This window comes from Allobosea sp. 10N428, from assembly GCF_056394545.1.
In genome coordinates, this window is record NZ_JBFTIC010000005.1 from 64943 (window position 1) to 89516 (window position 24574).

The 24574-nt window shown below is 66.7% G+C and carries 25 protein-coding genes; 20 read left to right on the plus strand and 5 right to left on the minus strand.

Features of this window, described 5'->3' with window-relative positions; all coding sequences use genetic code 11:
- Entirely contained in the window at positions 1-516 is a 516-nt protein-coding gene (locus tag AC1DDA_RS16720) for a hypothetical protein (protein WP_476796594.1), read from the minus strand.
- Between the two features lie 106 nt (positions 517-622).
- On the opposite strand from AC1DDA_RS16720, the gene ybgC reads away from it, so the two are divergent.
- The 3 genes from ybgC to AC1DDA_RS16735 all read left to right on the plus strand — a co-directional run bounded on the left by ybgC (position 623) and on the right by AC1DDA_RS16735 (position 2292).
- Positions 623-1027: a tol-pal system-associated acyl-CoA thioesterase gene (ybgC, locus tag AC1DDA_RS16725; protein ID WP_476796595.1), complete on the plus strand. Its 405-nt coding sequence runs from the start codon at positions 623-625 to the stop codon at positions 1025-1027.
- A 55-nt stretch (positions 1028-1082) separates the two neighbouring features.
- Complete coding sequence (locus AC1DDA_RS16730) at positions 1083-1739, plus strand: TetR/AcrR family transcriptional regulator (RefSeq protein ID WP_441510195.1); 657 nt, start codon at positions 1083-1085, stop codon at positions 1737-1739.
- Between the two features lie 94 nt (positions 1740-1833).
- The gene (locus tag AC1DDA_RS16735) at positions 1834-2292 is read left to right on the plus strand and encodes a DUF2852 domain-containing protein (protein WP_441510196.1); all 459 of its coding nucleotides are present in this window, start codon (positions 1834-1836) and stop codon (positions 2290-2292) included.
- Positions 2293-2470: 178 nt separating this feature from the next.
- Here AC1DDA_RS16735 and AC1DDA_RS16740 read toward each other — a convergent pair whose 3' ends face one another.
- Positions 2471-3052 carry a hypothetical protein gene (locus AC1DDA_RS16740; protein WP_476780346.1) on the minus strand — a complete coding sequence of 194 codons (582 nt, stop codon included), beginning with the start codon at positions 3050-3052 and terminating at the stop codon, positions 2471-2473.
- Positions 3053-3704: 652 nt separating this feature from the next.
- On the opposite strand from AC1DDA_RS16740, the gene tolQ reads away from it, so the two are divergent.
- From tolQ to tolB, 4 genes are read left to right on the plus strand one after another with little or no spacing between them, the layout of a single operon-like run.
- Complete coding sequence (tolQ, locus tag AC1DDA_RS16745) at positions 3705-4415, plus strand: protein TolQ (protein ID WP_441510198.1); 711 nt, start codon at positions 3705-3707, stop codon at positions 4413-4415.
- Between the two features lie 11 nt (positions 4416-4426).
- Positions 4427-4876 carry a protein TolR gene (gene tolR / locus AC1DDA_RS16750; protein ID WP_441510199.1) on the plus strand — a complete coding sequence of 150 codons (450 nt, stop codon included), beginning with the start codon at positions 4427-4429 and terminating at the stop codon, positions 4874-4876.
- A 29-nt stretch (positions 4877-4905) separates the two neighbouring features.
- Entirely contained in the window at positions 4906-6114 is a 1209-nt protein-coding gene (tolA, locus tag AC1DDA_RS16755) for a cell envelope integrity protein TolA (RefSeq protein ID WP_476796596.1), read from the plus strand.
- Between the two features lie 5 nt (positions 6115-6119).
- The gene (gene tolB, locus AC1DDA_RS16760; protein ID WP_476796597.1) at positions 6120-7457 is read left to right on the plus strand and encodes a Tol-Pal system beta propeller repeat protein TolB; all 1338 of its coding nucleotides are present in this window, start codon (positions 6120-6122) and stop codon (positions 7455-7457) included.
- Positions 7458-7695: 238 nt separating this feature from the next.
- On the opposite strand, the gene AC1DDA_RS16765 is transcribed toward tolB, so the two are convergent.
- On the minus strand, positions 7696-9441 hold the full coding sequence (locus AC1DDA_RS16765) for an arylsulfatase (protein WP_476796598.1): 1746 nt from the start codon (positions 9439-9441) through the stop codon (positions 7696-7698).
- Between the two features lie 814 nt (positions 9442-10255).
- Here AC1DDA_RS16765 and pal point away from each other — a divergent pair.
- Positions 10256-10768, plus strand: a complete 513-nt coding sequence (gene pal / locus AC1DDA_RS16770) for a peptidoglycan-associated lipoprotein Pal (RefSeq protein ID WP_441473018.1) — start codon at positions 10256-10258, stop codon at positions 10766-10768.
- Between the two features lie 179 nt (positions 10769-10947).
- Here the strand turns inward: pal and AC1DDA_RS16775 are convergent, their stop codons facing one another.
- Both AC1DDA_RS16775 and AC1DDA_RS16780 read right to left on the minus strand, forming a co-directional pair.
- The gene (locus AC1DDA_RS16775; protein WP_476780344.1) at positions 10948-11316 is read right to left on the minus strand and encodes a cell division protein ZapA; all 369 of its coding nucleotides are present in this window, start codon (positions 11314-11316) and stop codon (positions 10948-10950) included.
- Between the two features lie 20 nt (positions 11317-11336).
- On the minus strand, positions 11337-11654 hold the full coding sequence (locus tag AC1DDA_RS16780) for a DUF4164 family protein (protein ID WP_476796599.1): 318 nt from the start codon (positions 11652-11654) through the stop codon (positions 11337-11339).
- Between the two features lie 346 nt (positions 11655-12000).
- On the opposite strand from AC1DDA_RS16780, the gene tkt reads away from it, so the two are divergent.
- From tkt to AC1DDA_RS16840, 12 genes are all read left to right on the plus strand, one after another.
- Complete coding sequence (tkt, locus tag AC1DDA_RS16785) at positions 12001-13998, plus strand: transketolase (protein ID WP_476796600.1); 1998 nt, start codon at positions 12001-12003, stop codon at positions 13996-13998.
- Between the two features lie 120 nt (positions 13999-14118).
- Positions 14119-15129: a type I glyceraldehyde-3-phosphate dehydrogenase gene (gap, locus tag AC1DDA_RS16790; protein WP_441510206.1), complete on the plus strand. Its 1011-nt coding sequence runs from the start codon at positions 14119-14121 to the stop codon at positions 15127-15129.
- A 70-nt stretch (positions 15130-15199) separates the two neighbouring features.
- Complete coding sequence (locus tag AC1DDA_RS16795) at positions 15200-15697, plus strand: hypothetical protein (RefSeq protein ID WP_441510207.1); 498 nt, start codon at positions 15200-15202, stop codon at positions 15695-15697.
- Entirely contained in the window at positions 15694-16887 is a 1194-nt protein-coding gene (locus AC1DDA_RS16800; RefSeq protein ID WP_476796601.1) for a phosphoglycerate kinase, read from the plus strand. Before AC1DDA_RS16795 ends, AC1DDA_RS16800 begins: the two co-directional genes overlap by 4 nt.
- Positions 16888-17026: 139 nt before the next feature.
- Positions 17027-18109, plus strand: a complete 1083-nt coding sequence (gene fba, locus AC1DDA_RS16805; RefSeq protein ID WP_038359656.1) for a class II fructose-bisphosphate aldolase — start codon at positions 17027-17029, stop codon at positions 18107-18109.
- A gap of 166 nt (positions 18110-18275) precedes the next feature.
- Entirely contained in the window at positions 18276-19430 is a 1155-nt protein-coding gene (locus AC1DDA_RS16810) for a benzoate/H(+) symporter BenE family transporter (protein ID WP_476796602.1), read from the plus strand.
- Positions 19427-20080: a thiamine phosphate synthase gene (locus AC1DDA_RS16815; protein ID WP_476796603.1), complete on the plus strand. Its 654-nt coding sequence runs from the start codon at positions 19427-19429 to the stop codon at positions 20078-20080. Before AC1DDA_RS16810 ends, AC1DDA_RS16815 begins: the two co-directional genes overlap by 4 nt.
- Positions 20053-20997, plus strand: coding sequence for a tetratricopeptide repeat protein (locus tag AC1DDA_RS16820; RefSeq protein WP_476796604.1), 945 nt, complete (start codon positions 20053-20055; stop codon positions 20995-20997). Before AC1DDA_RS16815 ends, AC1DDA_RS16820 begins: the two co-directional genes overlap by 28 nt.
- Positions 20998-21088: 91 nt before the next feature.
- Positions 21089-21880 carry an inositol monophosphatase family protein gene (locus tag AC1DDA_RS16825; RefSeq protein WP_441510212.1) on the plus strand — a complete coding sequence of 264 codons (792 nt, stop codon included), beginning with the start codon at positions 21089-21091 and terminating at the stop codon, positions 21878-21880.
- A 150-nt stretch (positions 21881-22030) separates the two neighbouring features.
- Positions 22031-23041 carry a flagellar motor protein MotA gene (locus AC1DDA_RS16830; RefSeq protein ID WP_441510213.1) on the plus strand — a complete coding sequence of 337 codons (1011 nt, stop codon included), beginning with the start codon at positions 22031-22033 and terminating at the stop codon, positions 23039-23041.
- Positions 23042-23070: 29 nt separating this feature from the next.
- Positions 23071-24087: a peptidoglycan -binding protein gene (locus AC1DDA_RS16835; RefSeq protein ID WP_476796605.1), complete on the plus strand. Its 1017-nt coding sequence runs from the start codon at positions 23071-23073 to the stop codon at positions 24085-24087.
- Between the two features lie 2 nt (positions 24088-24089).
- Positions 24090-24503, plus strand: a complete 414-nt coding sequence (locus tag AC1DDA_RS16840; protein ID WP_476796606.1) for an Ivy family c-type lysozyme inhibitor — start codon at positions 24090-24092, stop codon at positions 24501-24503.
- The last annotated feature ends 71 nt before the right edge of the window (positions 24504-24574 follow it).

Below are 24574 nucleotides of genomic sequence, written 5' to 3' on the forward strand. Positions count from 1 at the left end.
TCAGCCGCTACGGCGCGCCATCTTCGCGCGCATCATGGCGGGGCGAGCACCGGCATCCTTGAGGGCGCCGGATTTCGCGGCCTTGGGATTCTCGACCGGCCGCATGCCCTTGCCGGCGGTGCGGCTCTTCGGGCGTTCCAGCGCGCTCTGGCGCTGCTTCAGGGCGAGCGCCTTGCGGGCGAGGCTGCGCTGGCTCGGCGCGCGCAGTTTCTCGGCCCGGCGGGTCTGCTCCGCCCCGACGCGCTTCAGCGCCACCGTCAGCGCATCGGCCTTGGCCTTGGTGCCCTGATTGTCCGAAGCCGGCCGCGTACCTTGCGGCGGCGCCTTGCCGCGGAACTCGCGGCGCTGCTGCCGGGCGATGTCTCGCGCGCGGTCGCGCTTCTCGCGCAGGATGCGTGCGAGATCGCGCAGCCCGTCGTCCTTTTCGCCCGGGAGCTTGCCGCGCCGCGTGCGCCCCACAAGATCGAATTCGGATTTGTCGAGAAGTCGTTCGAGTGCCTTGGCCGATAACGACATGGATATCTCCGTAGCGTTGTTCCCCCGCCCCCGATCATGCGCCAGGCCACGCTTTTGTTCCCGCGGGTATTTGCTCGCGATGCGTCTCGCCTATATGCCGGCCTCCATGACCAGCCCCCATCAGATCACTGTCCGCGTCTATTATGAAGACACCGATTTCTCGGGCGTGGTCTACCATGCTTCCTATCTGCGCTTCATGGAGCGCGGGCGCACGGAGCTGATCCGCGCGCTCGGCATCGAGCAGCGCGAACTCTTCGACGGCGAGACCGCGCTGGGCTTTGCCGTGCGCAAGATGACGATCGACTTCCTGCGCCCCGCCCTGATGGATGACCTCCTCACCATCGAGACGCGCTGTGTCGTAGCGCGTGGCGCCACCATGGATCTGGAGCAGCGCGTGCTGCGCGGCGAGGAGGAGCTGATCACCGCCGGGGTGACTGTCGCCTGCGTCGGTGGCGGCCGGGCCCGGCGCATACCGGACGGCCTGCGCAAGCGCCTGATGCTCGACGTCTGACGATGCCGCATCCGCCCATCGACGCGGGGCCCGCCCGCATGTTAGCGCTCTTAACATGAGCTGGAAGCGCGACAGACCCGAAACGCCCCGCGGCTATCACCATGGCAATCTCAAGGAGGAACTGGTGCGGGCCGCGCTCGGGCTGATCGGCGAGAAGGGGCCGAATGGCTTCACCTTCGCCGAGGCCGCGCGCATGGCTGGAGTCAGCCCGGCCGCGCCTTATCGCCATTTCCGCGACCGCGACGAATTGCTGGCCGATGTCGCGGCGCGTGGCTTCCAGGCCTTCGAGGCCGCCCTCGCCCGCGCCTGGGATCAAGGCCGGCCCGATCCCGAAACCGCCTTCCACCGGCTGGGGCGCGCCTATCTCGCCTTCGCCCATGATGAACCGGCCTATTATTCGGCGATGTTCGAGGCGGGCGTACCGCTCGATGCCAGCCCCGAGCTGCGTGCGGCGGCCGATCGGGCCTTTGCCGGTCTGCGCCAGGCGGCCGAGGCGCTGATCGCTCAACTGCCGCAGGGCGAGCGCCCGCCAGCCCTGATGATGGCACTGCACGTCTGGGCGATGTCGCACGGCGTCGCCGCCCTGTTCGGCCGCGCCGATGGCGGGCGCCGGCCCCTGCCGATGTCGGCGGCCGAGCTGCTGGAGGCCGGCATGCTGATATATCTCCAGGGCCTAGGCATCGGCCGCAAAGGCGCCGCCAAACCCGACTAATTCTTTTCCGCGGGCCGACTTCTTGACAACCGGCAGTGTCGCGCGCATTTATGTAAATGTGATTTACATTCACGTCTTGTCATGAGAGGGAGCAATGCCGATCGTCGAGAAGTTGGACGAATATGGGAAGGGAGCTTGGATCGCCCTCGCGGTTCTCGGCTTCATCATGTTCTGGCCCCTGGGTCTGGCGACCCTGGCCTTTCTTTTCTGGAGTGGACGCATGGGTTGTGGGTACGCAGGAGACCGTTACGAGCACCGGATGAACCGCCTGCAGGACAAGATGGACCGCATGCGCGAGCGCATGGCCGGTCGTGACGGTCGCGGTTTCGGCGGCTTCGGCGGTTGGGGCCGCGGCGGCCCCTCCAGCGGCAACCGCGCCTTCGACGAGTACCGCGCCGAGACGCTGCGCCGGCTCGAAGACGAGCAGCGCGAGTTCCACGACTTCTTGGGCCGCCTGCGTATGGCCCGCGACAAGGCCGAGTTCGACCAGTTCATGGCCGACCGCCGCAACAACCCGCCGGCCAATCCTCCGGCCCAGCCTGACGCTGCCTGACGCGGCAGTTGAGCCGAGCCTCTATCCCGCCCGCCCCGGTCCGCCGGGGCGGGCTTTTCTTTTCGGCCGCGGCTTCGTCGCAACCATTCGCCAGGCGCGGGCGCGGCCGGACACGTCTCCTCGCCCAGGCAGTTCGGCCTGCCCCGCCCCCGGGGCAGGCGGCCCATGCGACCAGACGCTATTTGAGCGTGATGTAGAAGGCTTCCTCGAAGCTGAGGTCCACCATGTCGCCGCGCTTGAACTTCTGCAGCCGCGCCTTCACGGCAGGGTCGACCACGGTGATCGAGCGCGGACCGAAGGGGCCGACATAACTCACCACGCCGCTGGCCGCATCGAAGCGCTCAAACTTGGCCGTCAGCGTCACCGATCGGGCGACGAACCGCTCCGGCAGGTTCTGGAAAGTCGAGCTGGCCCCCATTTCCGTATAGGTGATCCCGGGCTTGGCCCCTCGCCGGTTCGGCCTGACCTCGACGACCACACCTTCGACTCGGCTGATGTCGACCGAGTCGCCTTCCCGCAGATTTTCGAGATTGCCGAACACCGGCGGGACTTGAACAAGCCACCTGTAGCCACGCTGCTCGACCGTCACCTCACGGTTGGGCCGATCGATCGACACGACACGGACATTGAGGCGCTCGATCTCGACGGGACCGACGCCCGCAACGATCACGGTTTGGCTGGTAACTTCGGGGTAGGTGGCGCAACCCGCCAGACCCGCCGCGATTGAAATGGCAACAATCAGACCAATGTGCTTCGACATAGGAAACCTCTCCGCTGAAAAAAGGCAACTCCGGGTCAATGCTGGTGTCTTGTCGCGGATGAATTCCGCGACGACAGTCGTAGAGCGTTCCGAGATAAGTTTCAGCCCCGATTCTTGCCTGTCGTGATTGCGGCGGCGCCCACCCGGGGCTCGGCGAACTCCGAGGGGCCGATTCGGCCGTGCCGGCCGAAGGGCGTCTCGGATGGCGCCGGCGGACCGCGCTCAGGACGGATCGCGCGCCGTTTCCGGACATGTTCGCCGGGCCTTGTCTTCAGAACCCGCGCGGGACATCTGCACGGAATGCTGGCCGCTACTTGCAGCGGAGCAGCTGAATCAAGCGCTCACGCCGCGGTTCACGAGCGCTGCCTATCGCCGCCGGGGCCCGTCATCGCAGCATCGCACGGGGCGTATACCCGACATTAACCTTGCCGGATGCTTAACTCCTCTTGGAGCATGCGTTTCGTGGGAAACCCCGTTTCGGCCCATCTTTCGCCGAATTCGCGCGCGATTGACGGGGTACGGCATTTCCCCGATCGCGAAACGGGCGGCGGCGTGGGTCTCCTGCGACGCGAGCGGCGGGGTTTGGAGCCGGGGCTATGAGCCTTGCAGGTTCGGGCTACCGGCGTACCGCCTGGTTGAGAAGGATGACAGGATGAACCCCGCCGACGTCGCGCAGGCCGCGCCACAGATCGACATGTCGTTCTGGACGCTGTTCTGGCATGCCCACATCGTCGTCAAGCTGGTGATGATGGGCCTGATCGGCGCCTCGATCTGGTGCTGGTCGATCATCATCGACAAGACGCTGCTCTATCGGCGCACGCGGCGCGACATGGACGCCTTCGAGGAGGTGTTCTGGTCCGGCCGCTCGCTGGAGGAGCTCTATCGCGACCTCGCCGGCAAGCCGGTCAACGACATGGCTGCGGTCTTCGTAGCCGCGATGCGCGAGTGGAAACGATCCTTCGAGAATGGCGGCCGCTCCGTCGCCAGCCTCTCCCAGCGTATCGACAAGGTGCTCGACGTCACCATCCAGCGTGAGACCGAGCGGCTGGAATCGAAGCTCCTGGTGCTCTCCACCATCGCTTCGGCCGCCCCCTTCATCGGCCTCTTCGGCACGGTCTGGGGCATCATGCACTCCTTCACCGCCATCGCGGTCTCCAAGAATTCCTCCCTCGCAGTGGTCGCGCCCGGCATCGCCGAAGCGCTCTTCGCCACCGCGATCGGCCTCTTCGCCGCAATCCCCGCGCTGATGGCCTACAACAAGCTCCAGGCCGAGGTCGCCAAGGCTCAGGGCCGGCTCGAAGCCTTCGCCGACGAGTTCTCCGCGATCCTGTCGCGGCAGATCGACGAGCGGATGGCGGCGTGAGGGGCTGAATCATGGGCATGTCCGCCGCTACAGCCGCGAAGGGCGCCGGCCGCCGGGGCCGCCGCGGGCGCCGCCACGGCGCCATCGCCGAGATCAACATGACGCCGTTCATCGACGTCATGCTGGTGTTGCTCATCATCTTCATGGTCGCCGCGCCGCTGATCGCGACGGGCGTGCCGCTCGATCTGCCGCAGACCGGCGCCAAGCCGATCAATGTCGATCAGAAGCCGATCACCATCGCGATCGACAGCAAGGGGCAGATCTTCCTGCAGGACCAGCCGACGCTGGAGCCGGACCTTGTCAGCAAGCTGCAGGGCCTCGCCAAGCAGGGCTTCGACGAGCGCATCTACGTGCGCGGCGACAAGCAGGTGGATTACGGCCGGGTTGCTTCAGTGATGTCGACCATCACCTCGGCCGGCTTCAAGCGGGTCGCGCTGGTCACCGAGCCGGCGAGCCGCTGAGAGCGACGAGAAGTAAGGATGTTCAGGGCGTGAAGCTTACGACCTCCGAACCTGGCATGCTGGTGTCGGCGCTCGGCCACGTGACGGTCCTCGTCGCGGGGCTGCTGGCGTTTTCGGCGCCGACGCCGCTACCGGAGAACGAGGAGGCGATCGCCGTCGAGATCATCGACCCCAACGCGCTGAATCAGATTACGCGCGGCGAGCGCAGCGCCGAAAAGGTGCAGGCTCAGCCGACGCCGCGCGCCGAGCGCCAGTCCGACGTCGTCGAGCGCAAGGAGGCCGGCGAGGCCAAGACCGATACGCCTGCCCCGCCCTCGCGCCCGCCCGAGCTGAAGGTCGCCGAGGACAACGCCTCGACGCCGCCGCCGCCGGCGCGCCCGGTCGAATTGCCGAAGCCCGAGACCAAGCCGCCGGAGCCTGCCAAGCAGCCCCCGCAGAAAAGCGAGGCCGCGGCCGCTCGCGAAGCCGAGCAGAAGCGCGAGGAGCTGGCGAAGCTCGCCGAGGAGGCCGAGCTCGCCTCCAAGGCGAAGCAGGCCGAGGAGGCGGCGAAGGCCGCCGCCAAGGCCAAGGCGGAAGCCGAGGCCCAGGCTGCCAAGCGCGTCGCCGAAGCGAAGGCCAAGGCCGAGGCGGTCGCAAAGGCCGAAGCCGATAAGCAGGCCAAGGAGAACGCGGAAGCCGCCGCCAAGGCGAAAACCGAGGCCGAGCAGAAGGCGAAGCTTGCCGCCGAGGCCAAAGCCAAGCAGGAGGCCGAGGCCAAGGCGAAGAAAGAGGCGCAGATCGCCAAGAACTTCAATGCCAGCGACATTGAGCGTCTGCTGCAGTCGAAGGAGAAGGCGCAGTCCTCTGGTTCCTCGGCACCGCAGGTCAATCGCACCGCCTCGCTCGGTACCGAACGCGGCGCCGCGCAGAAACTCAGCCCCTCGCTGCGGGCGCAACTCGTCGGCATCATCCAGGACCAGTTGCTGAAGTGCTGGAACGTGCCGATCGCGCTCGCCAATGCCCATGGCAACGGCAACATCGTTCCGTCCGTGCGGATGAAGCTCAACACCGACGGCTCGCTTGCCGGCCAGCCGGGCGTGATCAACTCCTCGTCCGACCCGCTCTTCCGTGTCGCCGCCGACTCGGCGCTGACCGCCACCCGCCGCTGCGCGCCTTTGCGCATTCCGGCTCAATTCGCCGCTTATTATGACGACTGGCGCGACGTCGTCGTCAATTTCGACGCAAGGGACGTCATGTGACCCCGATGATCGACATTAACCCCCTCCCCTTCCTGACGGCCGCGCCGACGCGCCGCCGCCTCCTCGCCACAGCCGGCGCCGCCCTGATGGTGCCCGCCGCAGCCAAGGCCGAGCTCGTCATCGACCTGCGCGGCGGCGCCTTCCAGCCCATGCCGATCGCCATCGCCGATTTCGCCGGCGACGGCGGCGTGCTCGTCTCCGGCGTGATCACCAACAACCTCAAGCGCTGCGGCTACTTCACGCCGGTCGACAAGAGCCGCTTCCMGGAACCGAACCCGCCCTTCGACTCCGCGCCCCGCTTCGACGCCTGGAAGGCCAGCGGCGTGCAGGCGCTCGTCACCGGCCGCGTCGCGCGCGAGGCCGGCCGCATCCGCGCGGAATTCCGGCTCTGGGACGTCGCGACCGGCACGCAGACCGACGGCCAGCAATACTTCACCGACCCGAGCAATGCCCGCCGCGTCGGCCACATCATCTCGGATGCGATCTTCAGCAAGGTCACCGGGCTCGGCGGCTTCTTCGACACCCGCGTCGTCTTCGTCGACGAATCCGGCCCGAAGGAGACGCGCCGCAAGCGCCTCGCCATCATGGACCAGGACGGCGCCAATGTGCGCTATCTCACCAATGGCGATACCTCGGTGGTGACGCCGCGCTATTCGCCGGTTTCGCAGGACGTCACCTTCATGTCGCAGCGCCAGGGCGAGCAGCCCCGCGTGCAGGTGCTGAACATCGAGACCGGCCAGCGCCAGATCGTCGGCAACTTCCCCGATATGAGCTCGAGCCCGCGCTTCGCGCCCAACGGCCAGCGGGTCGTGCTCTCGCTGCAGCAGGGCGGGAACGCCAATCTCTACGCCATCGACATCGGCTCGCGCTCGACGACGCGCCTGACCTCGACGGCGGCGATCGACACCTCGCCCTCCTACGCCCCCGACAGCTCCCGCATCGTCTTCGAGAGCGACCGCGGCGGCCAGCAGCAGCTTTACGTGATGTCGTCCGGCGGCGGCGACGCCCAGCGCATCTCCTTCGGCCAGGGCCGCTATTCGCAGCCTTCATGGTCGCCGCGCGGCGACCTCATCGCCTTCACCCGCCAGGGCAGCGGCGGCTTCGCCATCGGCGTCATGCGTCCGGACGGCTCGGGCGAGCGCATCCTGACCGAAGGCTTCCACAACGAAGCCCCCAACTGGGCTCCGAACGGCCAGTACCTGATGTTCTTCCGCGATCCGGGCGGACAATCCGGAGGGAAGCTTTACATGGTCGACATCACCGGCCGCGTCGAGGTTCCCGTCCCGACCCCGGCCTTCGCCTCCGACCCGACCTGGTCGCCGCTGCTGAGCGGCCAGCGCTGAAGCCCAAGCGAACGCCGCATCCGTTCTTTGCAAGCCGCCCGGCCTACGCCGGGCGGCTTTTTTATTGGCGGTGGAAGGGGGAGCCCGGCGCAGCGGATGTCCGAATTGGGTGGGGAGTTGACATTGCGGTGCTGTCCGTATGCAAAAACTCCTGCCGGGCTCGGCCGGCAGGAGTGTTCGAAAGCGCGCATACTCGACAGATTCCGGTCAGGACGATGATAGCCGGTGCCGTCGTTGCCTACTGCCCTTCGTGCGACCGCATGGCCGCGTCGATCTTCTCCTTTACCGCAGAAAGGTTGAAAGAGGCGGGCGCTTGCATGGGCGGAAACTCGATTGCGGTTCGCGCTAGGTCCGCCACCCGCTCCTGCACCTGCACGAAACGCCAAAATTCGCGCGCCATGAAGTCGTTCATGTAGCCGCCGGCCGCATTATTCAGCGTCTCGCCGCGGATCGACGGGGTCCGCTCGAAGGGATCCCAACGCAGGTTGACGATCGTCGGGAGATCAGTTGTCACCTTTTCACCGGGCCAGCCATATGGTTGCTGCATGAACTGAAACTTGAAGTCATCGATACGAATAGCGCCGAGATTTGCCTCGGAGAAGTAGAAGATCTCATGCCGCTTCGACGGGCCGGCAGCGGTCAACACATCCATCTGGTTGTAGCCGTCCAGATGGTTCTTGTAGCTCCGGTCGCCGAGCTGCACGCCGCGGAGAAGCTGCTCGGTGATATTCGGGTTTCCCGCAGCGGCCGCGAGCGTTGGCAGCCAGTCAAGGCCGGAGAAGATGCCGTTCTCGACCGTGCCTGGCTTGATCTTGCCTGGCCAGCGAATGAGGCAGGGCACACGGAAGCCGCCCTCATACGCGGTCCCCTTGGTGGCACGGAACGGCGTCATGCCGCCATCCGGCCAGGTGAACACTTCCGCGCCATTGTCAGTGCTGAAGATGACGATGGTGTTGTCGGAAACGCCGATATCACTGAGGTGCTTGAGCAGGTCGCCGACGTCGTCGTCAAGCTGCGCCATGCCCGCCTCTTCCAGACCGAGACCGCTCTGCGGGGTCATCTTCGCTTGGTACTTCTGGGACAGATACGTGAAGATGTGCATGCGCGTCGTGTTATGCCAAATGAAGAACGGCTTTCCGGCCTGCTTCGCCTGGTCCATGAAGCGCTTGCTGTTCTCGACCAGCACAGCATCGAAGGTCTGCATATTGTACTTGGCCGGCCGACCCTTTTGCCAGTTCTGGTGATCGGCGCCCATCTCGGGGAAAGGTGGGAGCGGTCCTTCGTCCACGATCCGCTGTTTGCCGATCTTGCCCCAGCGCGGCATCACGGTGGGGTCGTCAGTATCGGTCGCGTAGGAATGTACGATGTTGCGCGGCCCGTACTTGTCGATCCAGTCCTGAGGATAACTGAACCAGTATGGATCCGACATAGCGTCGAGATGGTACAGGTAGCCGAAGAATTCGTCGAAGCCGTGCAGCGTTGGTAGATATTTGTTCAGGTCGCCCAGGTGGTTCTTGCCGAACTGTCCAGTCGCGTAACCCATTGATCTCAAGACGGTCGCTACCGTAACCGACTGTTCAGGCATGCCGACATCCGCGCCCGCCTGCCCCACGGTAGTGAGGCCGGTACGCAGCGGTATTTGTCCGGTGATGAAGTTGGCACGGCCGGCCGTGCAGCTTGCCTCCGCATAATAGTCGGTGAAGCGCATCCCCTCGGCGGCAATCCTATCCAGGTTCGGCGTTTTGCCGGCCATCATGCCCTGGTGATAGGCGCCGATGTTGAACCATCCGACATCGTCTCCCATGATGAACAGGATATTCGGCTTTTGGCCCGCCGCTTGCTGTGCCTGGGCGGTTCGAATTGAGGTGGCAGAGCCAAGAGCCGAAGCGGCGGCAATCGCGGTGCTGCCAAGCAGCAAGTTGCGACGATCGAGCAGGCGGATTTCCGGCTGAGAGCCGGTGTCCTCTTCCGGGGTGCGCGACATTTGATGCTCCCTCTTCACAAGATATTGAACCTCATGGTGCTGGGACGCTTACCGAGACAAAATGTTAGGAATCGACCAGGCAATACCCGGGGTGAAGCATCCCGTTGCGGCTATGCATCTTCGGAAATTCTGCTCAGGTTCGAGTATTCTAGCGCAGCGTGGCGGAAGGCGATTAAGCTAAGGTGCTCCCCGGGGGCAGCGAGCGCGCGCTGTTGCACGTCCGACTTTCCAGGAATTGGTGCCCGCCGACACGCACTCTCACGTTAGGGTTGATCGCAGTAGGATACTCCTGTTGCCGCCCCCCATCAACGCGTGGAGTTCGGCGGCGACTGACAGGGCAACAAGCCGCCTGACCTGATCTGGGGAGGGAGCGCCACGACCTAAGTCGCGGTCTTCGTTCGCGCCTGGGATCCGTGCTCTGGCCCAAGAACTCCTGTTTTGGCTCCGTCAGGCACGCTGCAAATCGGATTGACTGAAAGCGGCCGTCCTGAACGCCAGAAAAGGGCCAAACCTGGTCGCCAGATACCGGTCTTTCAAATGTCTCAGATGGATCGGGAGCGGATGCGCCCCGGCCGATGTTCACGGCCGGCTTCCAGCGTTCTCGAAAACCTGCTCCGACCGCCTGTGTCACCGAGGCCACAGCCGGGCGCACAAAGATCTTTCGCCATGATTGGTTAACCATACGCCGCAATGCCGCCACTTCGCCTTGTTCTGGCAAGGTCTCGTTTAGGTTGACGCTTCATTGATGGGAGCCACGCGAAGCCCTCTTCGAAGCGCGCCGCCACAAATTTTGATCGCCCGGAGTTCAGCCATGATGACCACTCTCTTCGCCGGCGGCCGTTCCGTCCGTTTCGCCGCCGCCATCGCCGCCACACTCGCGCTCGGCGCCTGCGCCAAGGACCAGAACGCCGACGCCTCGGGCTTCGGTGCCGGTGGCGCCGCCACGCCGGGCAGCGCGCAGGACTTCGTCGTCAATGTCGGCGACCGCGTCTTCTTCGAGACCGACTCCACCGACCTGACCTCGACCGCCACCGCCACCCTCGACAAGCAGGCCGGCTGGCTGCAGCGCTATCCCCGCTACACCTTCACGGTCGAGGGCCACGCCGACGAGCGCGGCACCCGCGAATACAACTATTCTCTCGGCGCCCGCCGCGCCCAGACGGTGCGCGACTACCTCGCCTCGCGCGGCATCCAGGCCAACCGCATGCGCACCATCTCCTACGGCAAGGAACGCCCGGTCGCGGTCTGCAACGACATCTCCTGCTGGTCGCAGAACCGCCGCTCCGTCACGGTGCTGGACGGCGCCGGCGGCGCCCCGGGCGTCTGATCACGGCCTGAGCTGCACAAGGAAAAGCCCCGGACGGCAACGTCCGGGGCTTTTCCATTATCGATGCCCGCATTCTCGGGCGGAGCGAAGCGCGGGCAGAGAATTTCCAGCAGGACAAAGCTGCGGAGCCTTCTTCGGTCGGAGATGCTCGGGTCAAGCCCGAGCACGACTCATGTTCATCAGCCCGCAACAGTCGGAAGCAGGCTCTTCGCGACGCCCTCGATCCGCTCGGCCGCTGCGACCAGGGCTTCCGCCGCGCGGTCCTCGACCTCGCTCAGGCGCTGGTCGGCTGCGCCCGCATCGCCCTGCGTCGCGGCGAGGTCGGATTCGATCTTCGCCAGCCGCTGCTTCAACTCATGGACCTCGTCGGCGACCATCAGCGCGGCCATGACATGCAGCCGCATGTCGCCGATCTCGCCGAAGGCCTGCCGCATCTCGCCGATCTTCTCGTCATAGAACTGAGCCAGCCCTTCGAGATGGGCTTCTTCGCCCTCGCCGCATGCCATGCGGTAGGCCTTGCCGGCGATCATGACGTTAACTTGCGGCATTCGTTCTCCTGCCTTCCGCTTTAGCTCGCCTCGTGCTCGGGTTCGGGCTCTGCCGGCTGCTGCGCCTGCACCCGCTCGATCACTGCGCTGATGACGTTCATCGCCCGCAGCAACCGCTGGTCGACATCGGCGGCCGCAGTCTCGACATGGCCGAGCCGCGCCATTGCACCGTCGAGATCGGCCGCGAGCCGTGCCCGGTCGTCCTGCATCAGCGCCAGTTCGGTTTCGAGATTGCCCCGGCCGCGTTCCGCCTCGATCCGCCGCCGCGCCGCCGCCTCGAGCTGCCCCAGAGCGCTGTCGAGGCGCGCCAGCGCATTGTCCAGCATCAGGCTCGCCACCATCGTTCTCCTTTCAGACCGAAGCCGGCTCACACGATTCGTGCCTGAATTTACAGCAAAATGCCGGAAAACAGGAATCGGTCTCAAGCTGCGGAATCGCGCCCCCACAAGGGCTTGCCCGCCGCGGCTGACGCGCCATCTGCGAAAAACCGCGGCAAAGCGGCGCCTGCGACCCTGAAAGCCTTCCTCCGCGAATTGACTCGAAGGGAGCGCCGGGCCTAATCCACCCGTCCTTTCCAAGCTCGCCAAAAGCGGCTGCAAGACTGCCTTCCCTCCTCACCGGCCTGCTGTCGCGCTGGCCGGCCCCGGCCCTCCCGCCCGCCCGACGGAGCCCTGTGAGACCATCATGACCAGCATCGACCGCGCCCAGCACGACAAGCTCGCCAACGCCATCCGCGGCCTGGCGATGGACGGCGTCGAGAAGGCCAAGTCCGGCCATCCCGGCCTGCCGATGGGCGCCGCCGACGTCGCCGCCGTGCTGTTTACCCGCGTGATGAAGTATGACGCCGCCGATCCGCGCTGGCCGGACCGCGACCGCTTCGTGCTCTCGGCCGGCCATGGCTCGATGCTGCTCTACGCCCTGCTCTATCTCACTGGCACGCCCGGCATGGAGCTCGACGACCTCAAGAAGTTCCGCCAGCTCGGCTCCGTCACGCCCGGCCACCCCGAGAATTTCGAGACCAAGGGCGTCGAGACCACAACCGGCCCGCTCGGCCAGGGTCTGGCCACCGCCGTCGGCATGGCGATGGCCGAGCGCATGCTCGCCGCCGAGTTCGGCAAGAAGGTCGTCGACCACCACACCTATGTGCTGGCGTCCGACGGTGACCTGATGGAGGGCATCAGCCAGGAGGCGATCGCGCTTGCAGGCCACCAGAAGCTCAACAAGCTCATCGTCTTCTGGGACGATAACGGCATCTCGATCGACGGCCCGCTGACCATCACCGACAATGTCGACCAGGTCGCGCGCTTCAAGGCCTGCGGCTGGCGCTCCGAGCGCGTCGACGGCCATGACCCCGACGCCATCGAGGCTGCGATCCGCCGCGCCCAGAAGTCGAACAAGCCGACGATGATCGCCTGCAAGACCATCATCGGTTTCGGCGCGCCGCATAAGCAGGGCACCTCGAAGGCCCATGGCGAGGCGCTGGGCGCCGATGAGCTCGCCGCAGCCAAGAAGAACCTCGGCATCACCGGCGGCCCCTTCGACGTTCCGGCCGATGTTCTGAAGGCCTGGCGCAGCTACGGCATGGCCGGCCATCTCGCCCATAAGGACTGGCTCCTCCGCTTCGGTGCGCTCTCCGAGCGCAAGCGCGGCGAGTTCGAGCGCCGTCTCGGCCACACGGTTCCCGCCAAGCTCGACAAGGCGATCCTCGCCCACAAGAAGGGGCTGATCGCCGCGCCGCAGGCCGTCGCGACCCGCAAGGCCTCGGAGCTGGCGCTGGAAGCCATCATTCCGGTCATGCCCGAGCTGGTGATGGGCTCGGCCGACCTGACGCCCTCCAACAACACCCGCACCAAGGCGGCCGAGGACTTCACGCCGAAGACCCCGAAGGGTCGCTATGTCCGTTATGGCATCCGCGAGCACGGCATGGCCGCCGCGATGAACGGCATCACCCTGCATGGCGGCTTCCGCACTGCCGGCGGCACCTTCCTGGTCTTCGCCGACTATGCCCGCCCGTCGATGCGCCTCGCCGCCCTGATGGGGCTGCCGGTCATTTATGTCATGACCCATGACTCGATCGGCCTCGGCGAGGACGGCCCGACCCACCAGCCGGTCGAGCAGGTCGCCTCGCTGCGCGCCATGCCGAACATGCGCGTCTTCCGCCCGGCCGACGCCATCGAAACGGCGGAAGCCTGGCAGGCAGCGCTGGAACGCACGGACGGGCCGACGGTGTTGGCACTGTCGCGCCAGAACCTGCCGCAGCTACGCACCGACGCCTCCCCGAAGAACCGCTCGGCTACAGGTGCCTACGAACTGCTCGCGGCCGAGGGCGGCAAGGCCCAGGTCTCGCTCTTCGCCTCGGGCTCCGAGGTCGAGCTTGCGGTCGCCGCCCGCAAGCTGCTCGCAGAGAAGGGCGTGCGCGCCCGCGTCGTGTCGGTGCCCTCGCTCGAGCTGCTGCTCCAGCAGGACGAGGCCACCCAGGCCGCGATCATCGGCTCGGCGCCGGTCAAGGTCGCGGTCGAGGCCGGCGTCCGCTTCGGGTGGGATGCGGTGATCGGCCATGACGGCGCATTCGTCGGCATGCACTCCTTCGGGGCGAGCGGCCCTTACAAGGACGTCTACAAGCATTTCGGCATCACGGCGGAAGCCGTCGCCGAAGCCGCGTTGAAGCAGCACAACGCCTGATTCTTCGGGCGAAAAGCTGAGTTTCCCAACAGAGGCCTTGCGTTCGGCCATGCTTTGGCCGAATTGCCCGCGTGGATAGCGACGGCTCACGCCGGTTCGCTCGGCGAAGGAGAGGAAGAGATGACGGTTAAGGTGGCGATCAACGGCTTCGGCCGCATCGGGCGCAACGTTCTGCGCGCGATCATCGAGTCGAAGCGCAAGGACATCGAGGTCGTCGCGATCAACGATCTCGGCCCGGTCGAGACCAATGCCCATCTCTTCCGCTTCGACTCCGTCCACGGCCGCTTCCCCGGCACCGTGACCGTCTCCGGCGACACGATCGATGTCGGCCGCGGCCCGATCAAGGTCACCGCGATCCGCGACCCCAAGGACCTGCCCCACAAGGCGCTCGGCGTCGACATCGCGCTGGAATGCACCGGCATTTTCACCACCAGGGAGAAGGCGGCTGCGCATCTGGCGGCCGGCGCCAAGCGCGTGCTGGTCTCGGCCCCCTGCGACGGCGCCGACCTCACCGTCGTCTACGGCGTCAACCATGGCGAGCTCAGCAAGGATCACCTCGTCGTCTCCAACGCCTCCTGCACCACGAACTGCCTCGCGCCGGTCGTGCGCGTGCTTCATGACGCCGTGGGCATCGACAAGGGCTTCATGACCACGATCCATGCCTATACCGGCGACCAGCCGACGCTCGACACCATGCACAAGGATCTCTACCGCGGCCGTGCCGCCGCGATGTCGATGATCCCGACCTCGACCGGCGCCGCCAAGGCGATCGGCCTCGTCATCCCCGATCTCAAGGGCCGCCTCGACGGCACCTCGATCCGCGTTCCCACCCCGAACGTCTCGGTCGTTGACTTCAAGTTCCTCGCCAAGCGCAAGACGTCGGTCGAGAAGATCAACGACGCCATCATCAAGGCGTCGAAGCGCGGCGCGCTGAAGGGCATCCTCGGCGTCACCGACCAGCCGAACGTTTCGATCGACTTCAACCACGACTCGCATTCCTCGACCTTCGCCCTCGACCAGACCAAGGTCATGGACGACAAGTTCGTGCGCGTGCTGTCCTGGTACGACAACGAGTGGGGCTTCTCGAACCGCATGAGCGACACGGCCGTCGCCATGGGCGCCCTGCTCTGATCCATCACTGAAGCGGGGCCGCGCCGCCCGTGGCGTGGCCCCGCCATTTCCGCCACGCTACGGAGAGCCCATGGCCAAGATCGAGCCGACCGTCACGTCCCCGGTGCCTGTCGAGGCACCCGCCGTGACGCCGCCCCCCGCATTCAGCCCCGCTCCCGCAGCCGCGATGCCTGCATCCCCCGCGCCCGCCATCGTCGTCGGCTCCGCCGTGCCGTCCTCCGCCGAGGCCGCGGCGAAGCCCGATCCGCGCCAGCTCGACCAGCTCTCCCGCATCGAGGAGAAGGCCGCGCGCATCGAGGAGAAGTTCGCACGCTACGAAGCCGTCCTGACCCGCGCCGAGGCCTCGCTGGAACGCAGCGCCCACAAGGTCGACGCCGCCGCCGGCACGATGGATTTCGCCGCGATCCGCGGTGAGATTTCCGCCCTGCGCGACCGCGTCGATGCCACGCCGCGCGCCGGCACGCTGTTTTTGACCGCCATCGTAACGGCCGCTCTGACTGTCGCGCTCACCATCGTGGTGCTAAAATTCGGCGTCCCCGGCCTGTTCGGGAGCCTGCTGACGCGATGACCGCCTTCCGCACCCTCGACGACGCCGATCTTGCAGGCAAGCGCGTCCTCGTCCGTGTCGACCTCAACGTCCCGATGGAGGACGGCAAGGTCAGCGACACCACCCGCATCGACCGCGTTCTGCCGACGATCCGCGAGATCGCCGACAAAGGCGGCAAGGTCATCCTGCTCGCCCATTTCGGCCGCCCCAAGGGCCGCGACGACAAGAACAGCTTGAAACAGATCGTGCCGGCGCTGACGCAGGCGCTCGGCCGCCCCGTCACCTTTGTCGACGACTGCATCGGCGATGATGTCGCCAAGGCCGTCGCCGCGGCCAAGAACGGCGATGTCCTGCTGCTGGAAAACACCCGCTTCCACGCCGGTGACGAGAAGAACGACGCCGAGTTCGTGAGGGCGCTCGCCGCCAATGGCGATATCTACGTCAACGACGCCTTCTCGGCCGCGCACCGCGCCCATGCCTCGACCGAGGGCCTCGCCCATGTGCTGCCGGCCTATGCCGGGCGCACCATGCAGGCCGAGCTGGAGGCGCTTTCCGCCGGCCTCGACAATCCCGCCCGCCCGGTGATGGCGATCGTCGGCGGCGCGAAGGTCTCGACCAAGCTCGAGCTGCTTGGCAACCTCGTCAGGAAGGTCGACGTGCTCGCCATCGGCGGCGGCATGGCCAACACCTTCCTCGCCGCCCGCGGCGTCGACGTCGGCAAGTCGCTCTGCGAGCATGACCTGCTCGACACCGCCCGTGAGATCGAGGCCAAGGCCAAGGCCGCCGGCTGCGAGATCCTGCTCCCCGTCGATGCGCTGGTGGCGCGCGAATTCAAGGCGCATCCCAGTTACCGGGTCGTGCCGGTCGGTGAAGTCGAGCCGGACGAGATGATCCTCGATGCCGGCCCGCTCAGCATCGCCGAGGTCGTGCTGCGGCTTGAGAAGGTTAAGACGCTGGTCTGGAACGGCCCCTTCGGCGCCTTCGAGCTGCCGCCCTTCGACACCGCGACCGTCGCTGTCGCCAAGGCCGCGGCCAAGCACGTCAAGGCAGGCAAACTCGTTGCGGTCGCTGGCGGCGGCGACACCGTCTCGGCCATGAACCATGCCGGCGTCGCGGACAGCCTGTCCTACATCTCGACGGCGGGCGGCGCCTTCCTCGAATGGATGGAAGGCAAGGCTCTGCCGGGCGTCGAGGCGCTGCGGAAGGCCTGATTCCGATTATTTTTCAGGGGCCGCCCGGCGACGGAGCGGCCCTTCGCATTTTCAGCATGTCAGCGCTTTAGTTTTGCGCCGGTGGTGCTTACGCACTACATCCAAGCTCATATCGATTAGCCAAAGGGGAGTGCCAATCGTGGCCCGTATCACGCTTCGCCAGTTGCTCGACCACGCCGCCGAGAACGACTATGGCGTGCCCGCCTTCAACATCAACAACATGGAGCAGGCGCTGGCGATCATGGCCGCGGCTGATGCCACCGACGCGCCCGTCATCATCCAGGCCTCGCGCGGCGCACGCAGCTACGCCAACGACATCATGCTCAAGCACATGATGGACGCGGTCACCGAGATCTATCCGCACATCCCGGTCTGCGTGCATCTCGACCACGGCAACGAGCCGGCGACCTGCATGACCGCGATCCAGGCCGGCTTCACCTCCGTGATGATGGACGGCTCGCTCAAGGCCGACGGCAAGACCCCCGGCGACTGGGACTACAATGTCGGCGTGACCAAGACCGTCACCGACATGGCTCATCTCGGCGGCATCTCCGTCGAAGGCGAGCTCGGTGTCTTGGGTTCGCTCGAAAGCGGCGAAGGCGAGAAGGAAGACGGGCACGGCTTCGAGGGCAAGCTCAGCCACGACCAGCTCCTGACCAACCCCGACGAAGCCGTGAAGTTCGTCGCCGAGACCAAGGTCGATGCGCTCGCCATCGCCATGGGCACCTCGCACGGCGCCTACAAGTTCACCCGCAAGCCCGACGGTGCGATTCTCGCGATGAACGTCATCGAGGAGATCCACAAGAAGCTGCCGAACATGCACCTCGTCATGCACGGCTCGTCCAGCGTTCCGCAGGACCTCCAGGACATCATCAACCAGTATGGCGGCAAGATGCCCCAGACCTGGGGCGTGCCGGTCGAGGAAATCCAGCGTGGCATCAAGCACGGCGTCCGCAAGATCAACATCGACACCGATAACCGCATGGCGATGACCGGCCAGATCCGCAAGATCCTGTCCGAGAATCCCGGCGAGTTCGATCCGCGCAAGTACCTGAAGCCCGCCATGGAGGCGATGACTGCGCTCTGCAAGAAGCGGCTGGAAGAGTTCAACACGGCCGGCCAGGCCTCGAAGATCAAGCGCGTCATCACGCTCGCCGAAATGGCCAAGCGCTACGCCAAGGGCGAGCTCGACCCGACGTTCGGCGCCAAGAAGGCCGCCTGATCGCGTCGACGATAGCCAGATTTCCAGCGCCCGGCCTCGTGCCGGGCGTCTTTGTCTGGGCCGGGCGCATCGCTCCGGTTGGGCCGGCATGTATGCGGCGCTCTTTCCGTGCGCACCGATTTCTGATTCAACGGCAAGGCCCTGCCGCCCGAACCTCCGCAATCCCATGTCGATCGTCTTCTCAGCCCTGGTCGCGGTCTTCGTCGGTTTCGCGGCCTCCGTGGCCGTCATCCTCTCGGCGGCGCAGGCGCTTGGCGCCACGGCCGGCCAGACCGTCTCCATGGTCGCCGCGCTCGCCATCGGCACGGCCATCGCCAGCCTCTGGCTGTCCTGGCGCTATCGCATGCCGATGATCTGCGCCTGGTCGACTCCCGGCGCCGCCCTGATCGCCGCCGCCAGCGGCTTCGACATGGCCTCGGCGGTCGGCGCTTTCCTCATTGCCGCCGTGCTGATGATGCTGACCGCCGCCTTCCGTCCCCTTGGCCGGCTGATCGAGCGCATCCCGATGCCGATCGCCTCGGCGATGCTGGCGGGCGTCATCTTCCGCTTCGTCGTCGCGGTCTTCGACGAGATGCGTCTTTCGCCCGCGCTCGTCCTGCCGCTGCTCGCGATCTTCCTCGTCGCGCGGCTTCTGAGCCCATTCCTCGGCGTGATCGCGGCGCTGGTCGCCGGGATCGTCATCAGCTTCGCGGGCGGGCTCGCTCATTGGCCGGCGGGAGAGATCGCACTCACCGGCCTCGAATTCGTCACGCCGCGCTTCGATATTGCCGCCATGCTCGGTATCGGCGTCCCGCTCTATCTCGTCACCATGGCCGCCCAGAACCTGCCGGGCTTCGCCGTGCTGCGCGCCGCGGGCTACAAGCCGCCGACGGCCCCAGCCCTGTTCGTCACCGGCCTCGCATCGCTGGTGACCGCCCCCTTCGGCGCGCATATGACCAACATGGCGGCGATATCAGCCTCGATCTGCACCGGCGGTGACACCCATCCCGATCCAAAGCAGCGCTGGAAGGCGGGCGTGCTCTACGGCTTCGCCTATCTCGCCGTCGCCGGCTGCACCGGCCTGTTGATCGCGCTGCTGCTCGCCCTGCCGAAAGCGCTGATCGTGGCGGTCGCCGGCCTGGGGCTGGTCGGCTCGTTCACCGGCGCGCTTGCCCAGGCGATGTCTTCCGACAAGGAGCGCTTCGCCGCCGTGATCGCCTTCTGCATCGCGGCGTCGAGTCTTTCGCTGTTCGGCATCGGCTCTGCCTTCTGGAGTCTCATTGCCGGGCTTGCGGTCTTGACATTGGACTTCGCTGCGGGCCGTTTGCGCAGCCGATCATGACCACGCACTCCTCCCCCACCCGCCTGATGCTCGTCACCCCGCCCGTCGAGGACGCGGAGGCGATCGCCTTTCGCCTGATGCAGGCGATGGCCGGCGGCGACATCGCCGCCATCGTGCTGCGCCTGACGCCCGGCGACGACCGCAGCCGCATCGAGCGCGTCAAGCGCCTCGCCGGGCCGGTCCAGGCCAATAATGTCGCCCTCGTCGTCGAGGACAGCGCGCTCGTCGCGACCCGCGGCGGCGCCGACGGCGTGCACGTCACCGGCGGTCCCGAAGCGATCGCCGAGGCCCGCTCCAGCCTGAAGAACGAGCGCATCATCGGCGCCGGCGGCCTGCGGGCCCGTCACGATGCCATGGATGTCGGCGAGACCGGCGTCGACTATGTCATGTTCGGCGAGCCACGTGCCGATGGCAGCGTGCCGCCGCTCACGGCCGTGATCGAGCGTGCCGGCTGGTGGGCCGAGATCTTCGAGACGCCCTGCGTCGCCTACGCGCCCGATGCCGAATCGATCCCTGCGCTGGTCGAGACCGGCGCCGAATTCGTCGCCCTCGGCGCCTGGGCCTTCGAGGAAGGGCAGGATATCCGCGCCCTGGTCGAGTCCGCCAATGCCGCGATCGCCGCGTGCTCAGCGCGAAAGACGGCGCGATGAAGCAGCTCCTGCGCCTTGCCTGCCTCGCCGGCACCCTGCTGGCGGCGGTGCCGGCCGGCGCTGCCGCCTACGCGGACAACGCCTACGGAGCCTATCAGGTCGGCCATTATCGTCGGGCGCTGTCCGAGGCTCTGAAGCGCGTCGAGGCCGACAACAACGACGCCGCCGCGATGACGCTGATCGGAGAACTCTATCGCCAGGGCCTCGGCGTTGCGCCGGACCAGAAGGTCGCGACCGAATGGTATGAGCGGGCCGAGGCGCGCGGCGACATCAACGCCGCCTTCGCCCTGGCCACCCAGCTTCTCGACGAGAAGAGCGGCAAGCGCGATCCGGCCCGCGCCGGCGCCCTGCTGGAGAAGGCTGCCGCGGCCGGCCATCCGGCCGCGAACTACAATCTTGGGCTGACCCTGCTCGCCACCGGCCGCGAGGCGGATGACCAGCGCGCCGTCGCCTGCCTGGAGATCGCCGCCAAATCCAATGTCGCCGACGCCATGCATGCCCTCGGTGTGCTGGCGAAGCAGGGCCGCGGGATGCCGGCGAGCGAGGAGACGGCGGCACGCTGGATGAAGCAGGCGGCTGCGGCCGGCAATGTTCCCGGCATGGTCGAATATGCGATCATGCTGTTCAACGGCATCGGCGTGAACAAGGACGAAGCGCACGCGGCGAAACTGTTCCAGCGCGCCGCGGTGCTCGGCAACCCGATCGCCCAGAACCGTCTGGCCAAGCTGTACCAGTTCGGCCTCGGCATTCCGCCGGATACGATCGAGGCCGCCGCCTGGCACCTCGCAGCCCGCGCCCAAGGGCTCGACGACGCCGCGCTGGATGGCCTGTTCGATCGGCTGAAGCCCGAACAGCAGGCCCGCGCCGCGCGCATTGCGGCCAGCCGCATCAGCAGCGCCGTCTTGACGGCGCAGTAAGAGCCGCGCAAGTGACGGTACGCTATTCCTGCCGGGCGCATCACCAGCGCTGCTGGCTCACCGCGCCTTCGCGGCGCGCAAGAGGTTTCCGATGATCCGCTCCCCCCTGATGACCGTGATGACCGACGCCGTGATGAAGGCGTCCCGTTCGCTGAAGCGCGACTTCGGCGAGGTCGAGAACCTGCAGGTGCTCGCCAAGGGCCCGGGCGACTTCGTCTCCAAGGCCGACCACAAGGCCGAGGAGATCCTGCGCGAGTCGCTGGAGAAGGCCCGCCCCGGCTATGGCTTCGTCATGGAGGAGAGCGGCGTCGTCCACGGCACCGACGAGAGCAACCGCTGGCATATCGATCCGCTCGACGGCACCCACAACTTCCTGCGCGGCATCCCGCACTGGAACATCTCGGTCGCGCTGGAGCGCGACAACCAGTTCATCGCCGGTGTGATCTATGACGCCGCCAAGGACGAGATGTTCATGGCCGAGAAGGGCAAGGGCGCCTTCGTCAACAACCGCCGCCTGCGCGTCTCCGGCCGCAACGAGCCGGCCGACATGCTGATCGGCACCGGCATCCCGCATATCGGCAAGGGCGGCCATGGCCAGTTCCTGCGCGAGCTCGCGGCGGTGATGCCGCGCTTCGCCAATGTCCGCCGCATGGGCTCGGCCGCGCTCGACATCGCCTATGTCGCGGCCGGCCGCATGGATGCCTATTGGGAGCGCGGCCTCAACACCTGGGATTTCGCCGCGGGCGCCGTGCTCATCCGCGAAGCCGGCGGCACCTTCGGCACGCTCGACGGCAAGCCGGTGACCAGTGCGAAGGATATCATCTGCGGCAACGAGGCCGGCGAGCGCGCGCTTGCCGCGGCGCTGAAGACGGCGACCGCCTGAGCGGCTTCCCGGGCACGCCGACGCTCGTCCCGGGCGCCGGGACTTCGTCAAACCGGCTTTGAGACAGAACTGTAGCTCTTTCGTGCTTGATCCCGGCGGCGGGGAAGGCGACAGTCCTCCCCGCACTCCGAGGCGAACGGAAGACGACGAATGGCGAACGAGGATTTCGCGGCCGAGCCGGTGACGGCCGCACCCCTGCGTACGGAGACCCGTTTCTCGCGCCCGCTTCGCTACATCGTCCGTGCGGTCCTGTTTCTCGCCCTGATCGGCTTCCTCGGCTTCATTCTTCAGAACGGCCTGAAACAGGCCTTCATGACCAATCCGGGCCTGAACGGCCTCATTGTCGGCGCGCTGTTCGTCGGCGTGCTCATCGCGTTGCGCGAGCTCTGGCGTCTCCATAGCGAGGCCCGCGCCGCCACGCGGCTTGCCGCCGCTCCCGCCTCGGCGCAGGTCCGGCGTAGCGACGTCATCGCGCCGTTCGGCTCCCTCCTCGCCGCGCTTGATCGCGGAACGCTCGCCCCCACCCAGGCCGTCTCGGCCCTCGAATCGGTCGCGGTCAGGCTCGACGACGGGCGCGAGGTGCTGCGTTACCTCGCCGGGCTGCTCGTCTTCCTCGGCCTGCTCGGCACCTTCTGGGGCCTGCTCGACACGGTGGGCTCGGTCGGAACTGTCATCAAGTCGCTGCGCACGGGCGCCGAAGCCGGGGTGCTCTTCGACGAGCTGAAGGCCGGGCTCTCCGCCCCGCTCGCCGGCATGGGCCTGTCTTTCTCGTCATCGCTCTTCGGCATCGCCGGCTCGCTGATTCTCGGCTTCCTCGATCTTCAGGTGGGGCAGGCGCAGCGCCGCTTCCGCAACGAACTCGAAAGCTGGCTCGGCACCCGTACCGCAACGCCGGACACCGTCGCGCCCCTTCTCGCCGCGGGCGACCCGCTGGCCGACCGCTTCGAAAGGCTGAGCGCCGCGATGGCGGACGGCGCCTCGAACAATCGCGCGGCGACCCAGGCACTCGCCAACCTCGCCGAGGGCATCCAGGGCCTCGTCCAGCATATGCGCTCCGAGCAGCAGATGATCCGCGACTGGGTGGAGGCGCAGGCCACGCGCGAGAAGGATCTGAAGCGACTGATAGAACGCCTTACGGCTGACCAGATCACCGAGCCATGATCGCCGCCGGCACCTCAGGAACCTGATCCATGGCCCTCTCCCGCGCCCATCGCCGCGAGGAATTGAATTTCTGGCCCGGCTTCGTCGATGCGCTCTCGACGATGCTGATCGGCATCGTCTTCCTGCTTACCGTCTTCGTCCTCGGCCAGTTCTTTCTCTCGCAGGAGCTCACCGGCAAGGACACCGCGCTGGAGCGGCTCAACAGGCAGATCTCCGAACTCACCGATCTGCTGGCGCTGGAGCGTTCCTCGAACCGGCAGGCGCAGGAGAACCTGCAGCTCATGCAATCGACCCTGACGCGCGAGCAGGACGAGCGCGGCCGCCTGCAGGGCCAGCTCGCCACCCAGAACAATGCCGCCCCGGTCCAGCTCGCAGAGGCGCAGAAGGCGCTGGACGCCGAAAAGCAGCTCTCCGCCCGCGCCCAGTCGACGGTCGATCTCGTCAACCAGCAGATCCTCGCCATGCGCCGCCAGCTCGCCGCACTGGAAGAGGCGCTGGCCGCTTCGGAAGCCAAGGACAAGGAAGCGCAGACGCGCATTTCGGAGCTCGGCTCGCGGCTCAACGTCGCCCTCGCTCAGCGCGTCCAGGAGCTTGCGCGCTATCGCTCGGACTTCTTCGGACGTCTGCGGCAGGTGCTCGGCACAAGGCCGGACATCCGCGTCGTCGGCGACCGCTTCGTCTTTCAATCGGAAGTCTTCTTCGATGCCGGCCAGGCCGTGCTGAAGCCCGAGGGCAAGGTCGAGCTCGACAAGCTCGCCACCATCCTGCTCGATCTCGGCAACGAGATGCCGCCCGACCTGCCCTGGATCCTGCGCGTCGACGGTCACACCGACAACCGCCCGATCAAGACCGCCCAGTTCCCCTCGAACTGGCATCTCTCCTCGGCCCGCGCCATCGCCGTGGTCGAATACCTGATCTCGCGCGGCCTGCCGACGGACCGTGTCGCCGCCACCGGCTTCGGCGAGTATCAGCCGCTCGACGTCGCCAACACCGACGAAGCCCACCGCCGCAACCGCCGTATCGAGTTCAAGATCACGGAGCGCTGAGCATGTCCGTCGGGCGCCGCTCTCTCGCAATCGCCGGGGCACTCGCGCTGATGCTGGCAGCCCCGGCTTCCGCCCAGTCGCCCGACGGCGGCGGGCGCTATCTCCACGACATGCTGAAGCAGCCGACCTATCGCGAGACCTGGACGCACATGGTCGGCAAGCTCGGCCCGCGCGAATCCTGGCTCAGGGCTGACAAGCTGAGCGGTCCTGGCGGCCCCAGCACGATCGTCACGGTCGGCGACCAAACCTTCGAGCGCGTCGACACCTGCAAGCGCCACGATTGCGGCGACAACCGGTTCTATGCGCTGTTCTCGCCCGATGGCAGCGAGGCGCTCGGCGTCCTCATCCAGCCCGGCCATATCCGCTTCTTCGGCCAACCCAGCGAGGCACAGCAGCGCGCGCTGGTGGGGCCCTAGCTCGGCTTCATAGACGGCCCGTCATTCCGGACAAGCCGCTTTAGCGGCGCGCTTCGCGCGGCCGGAATGAC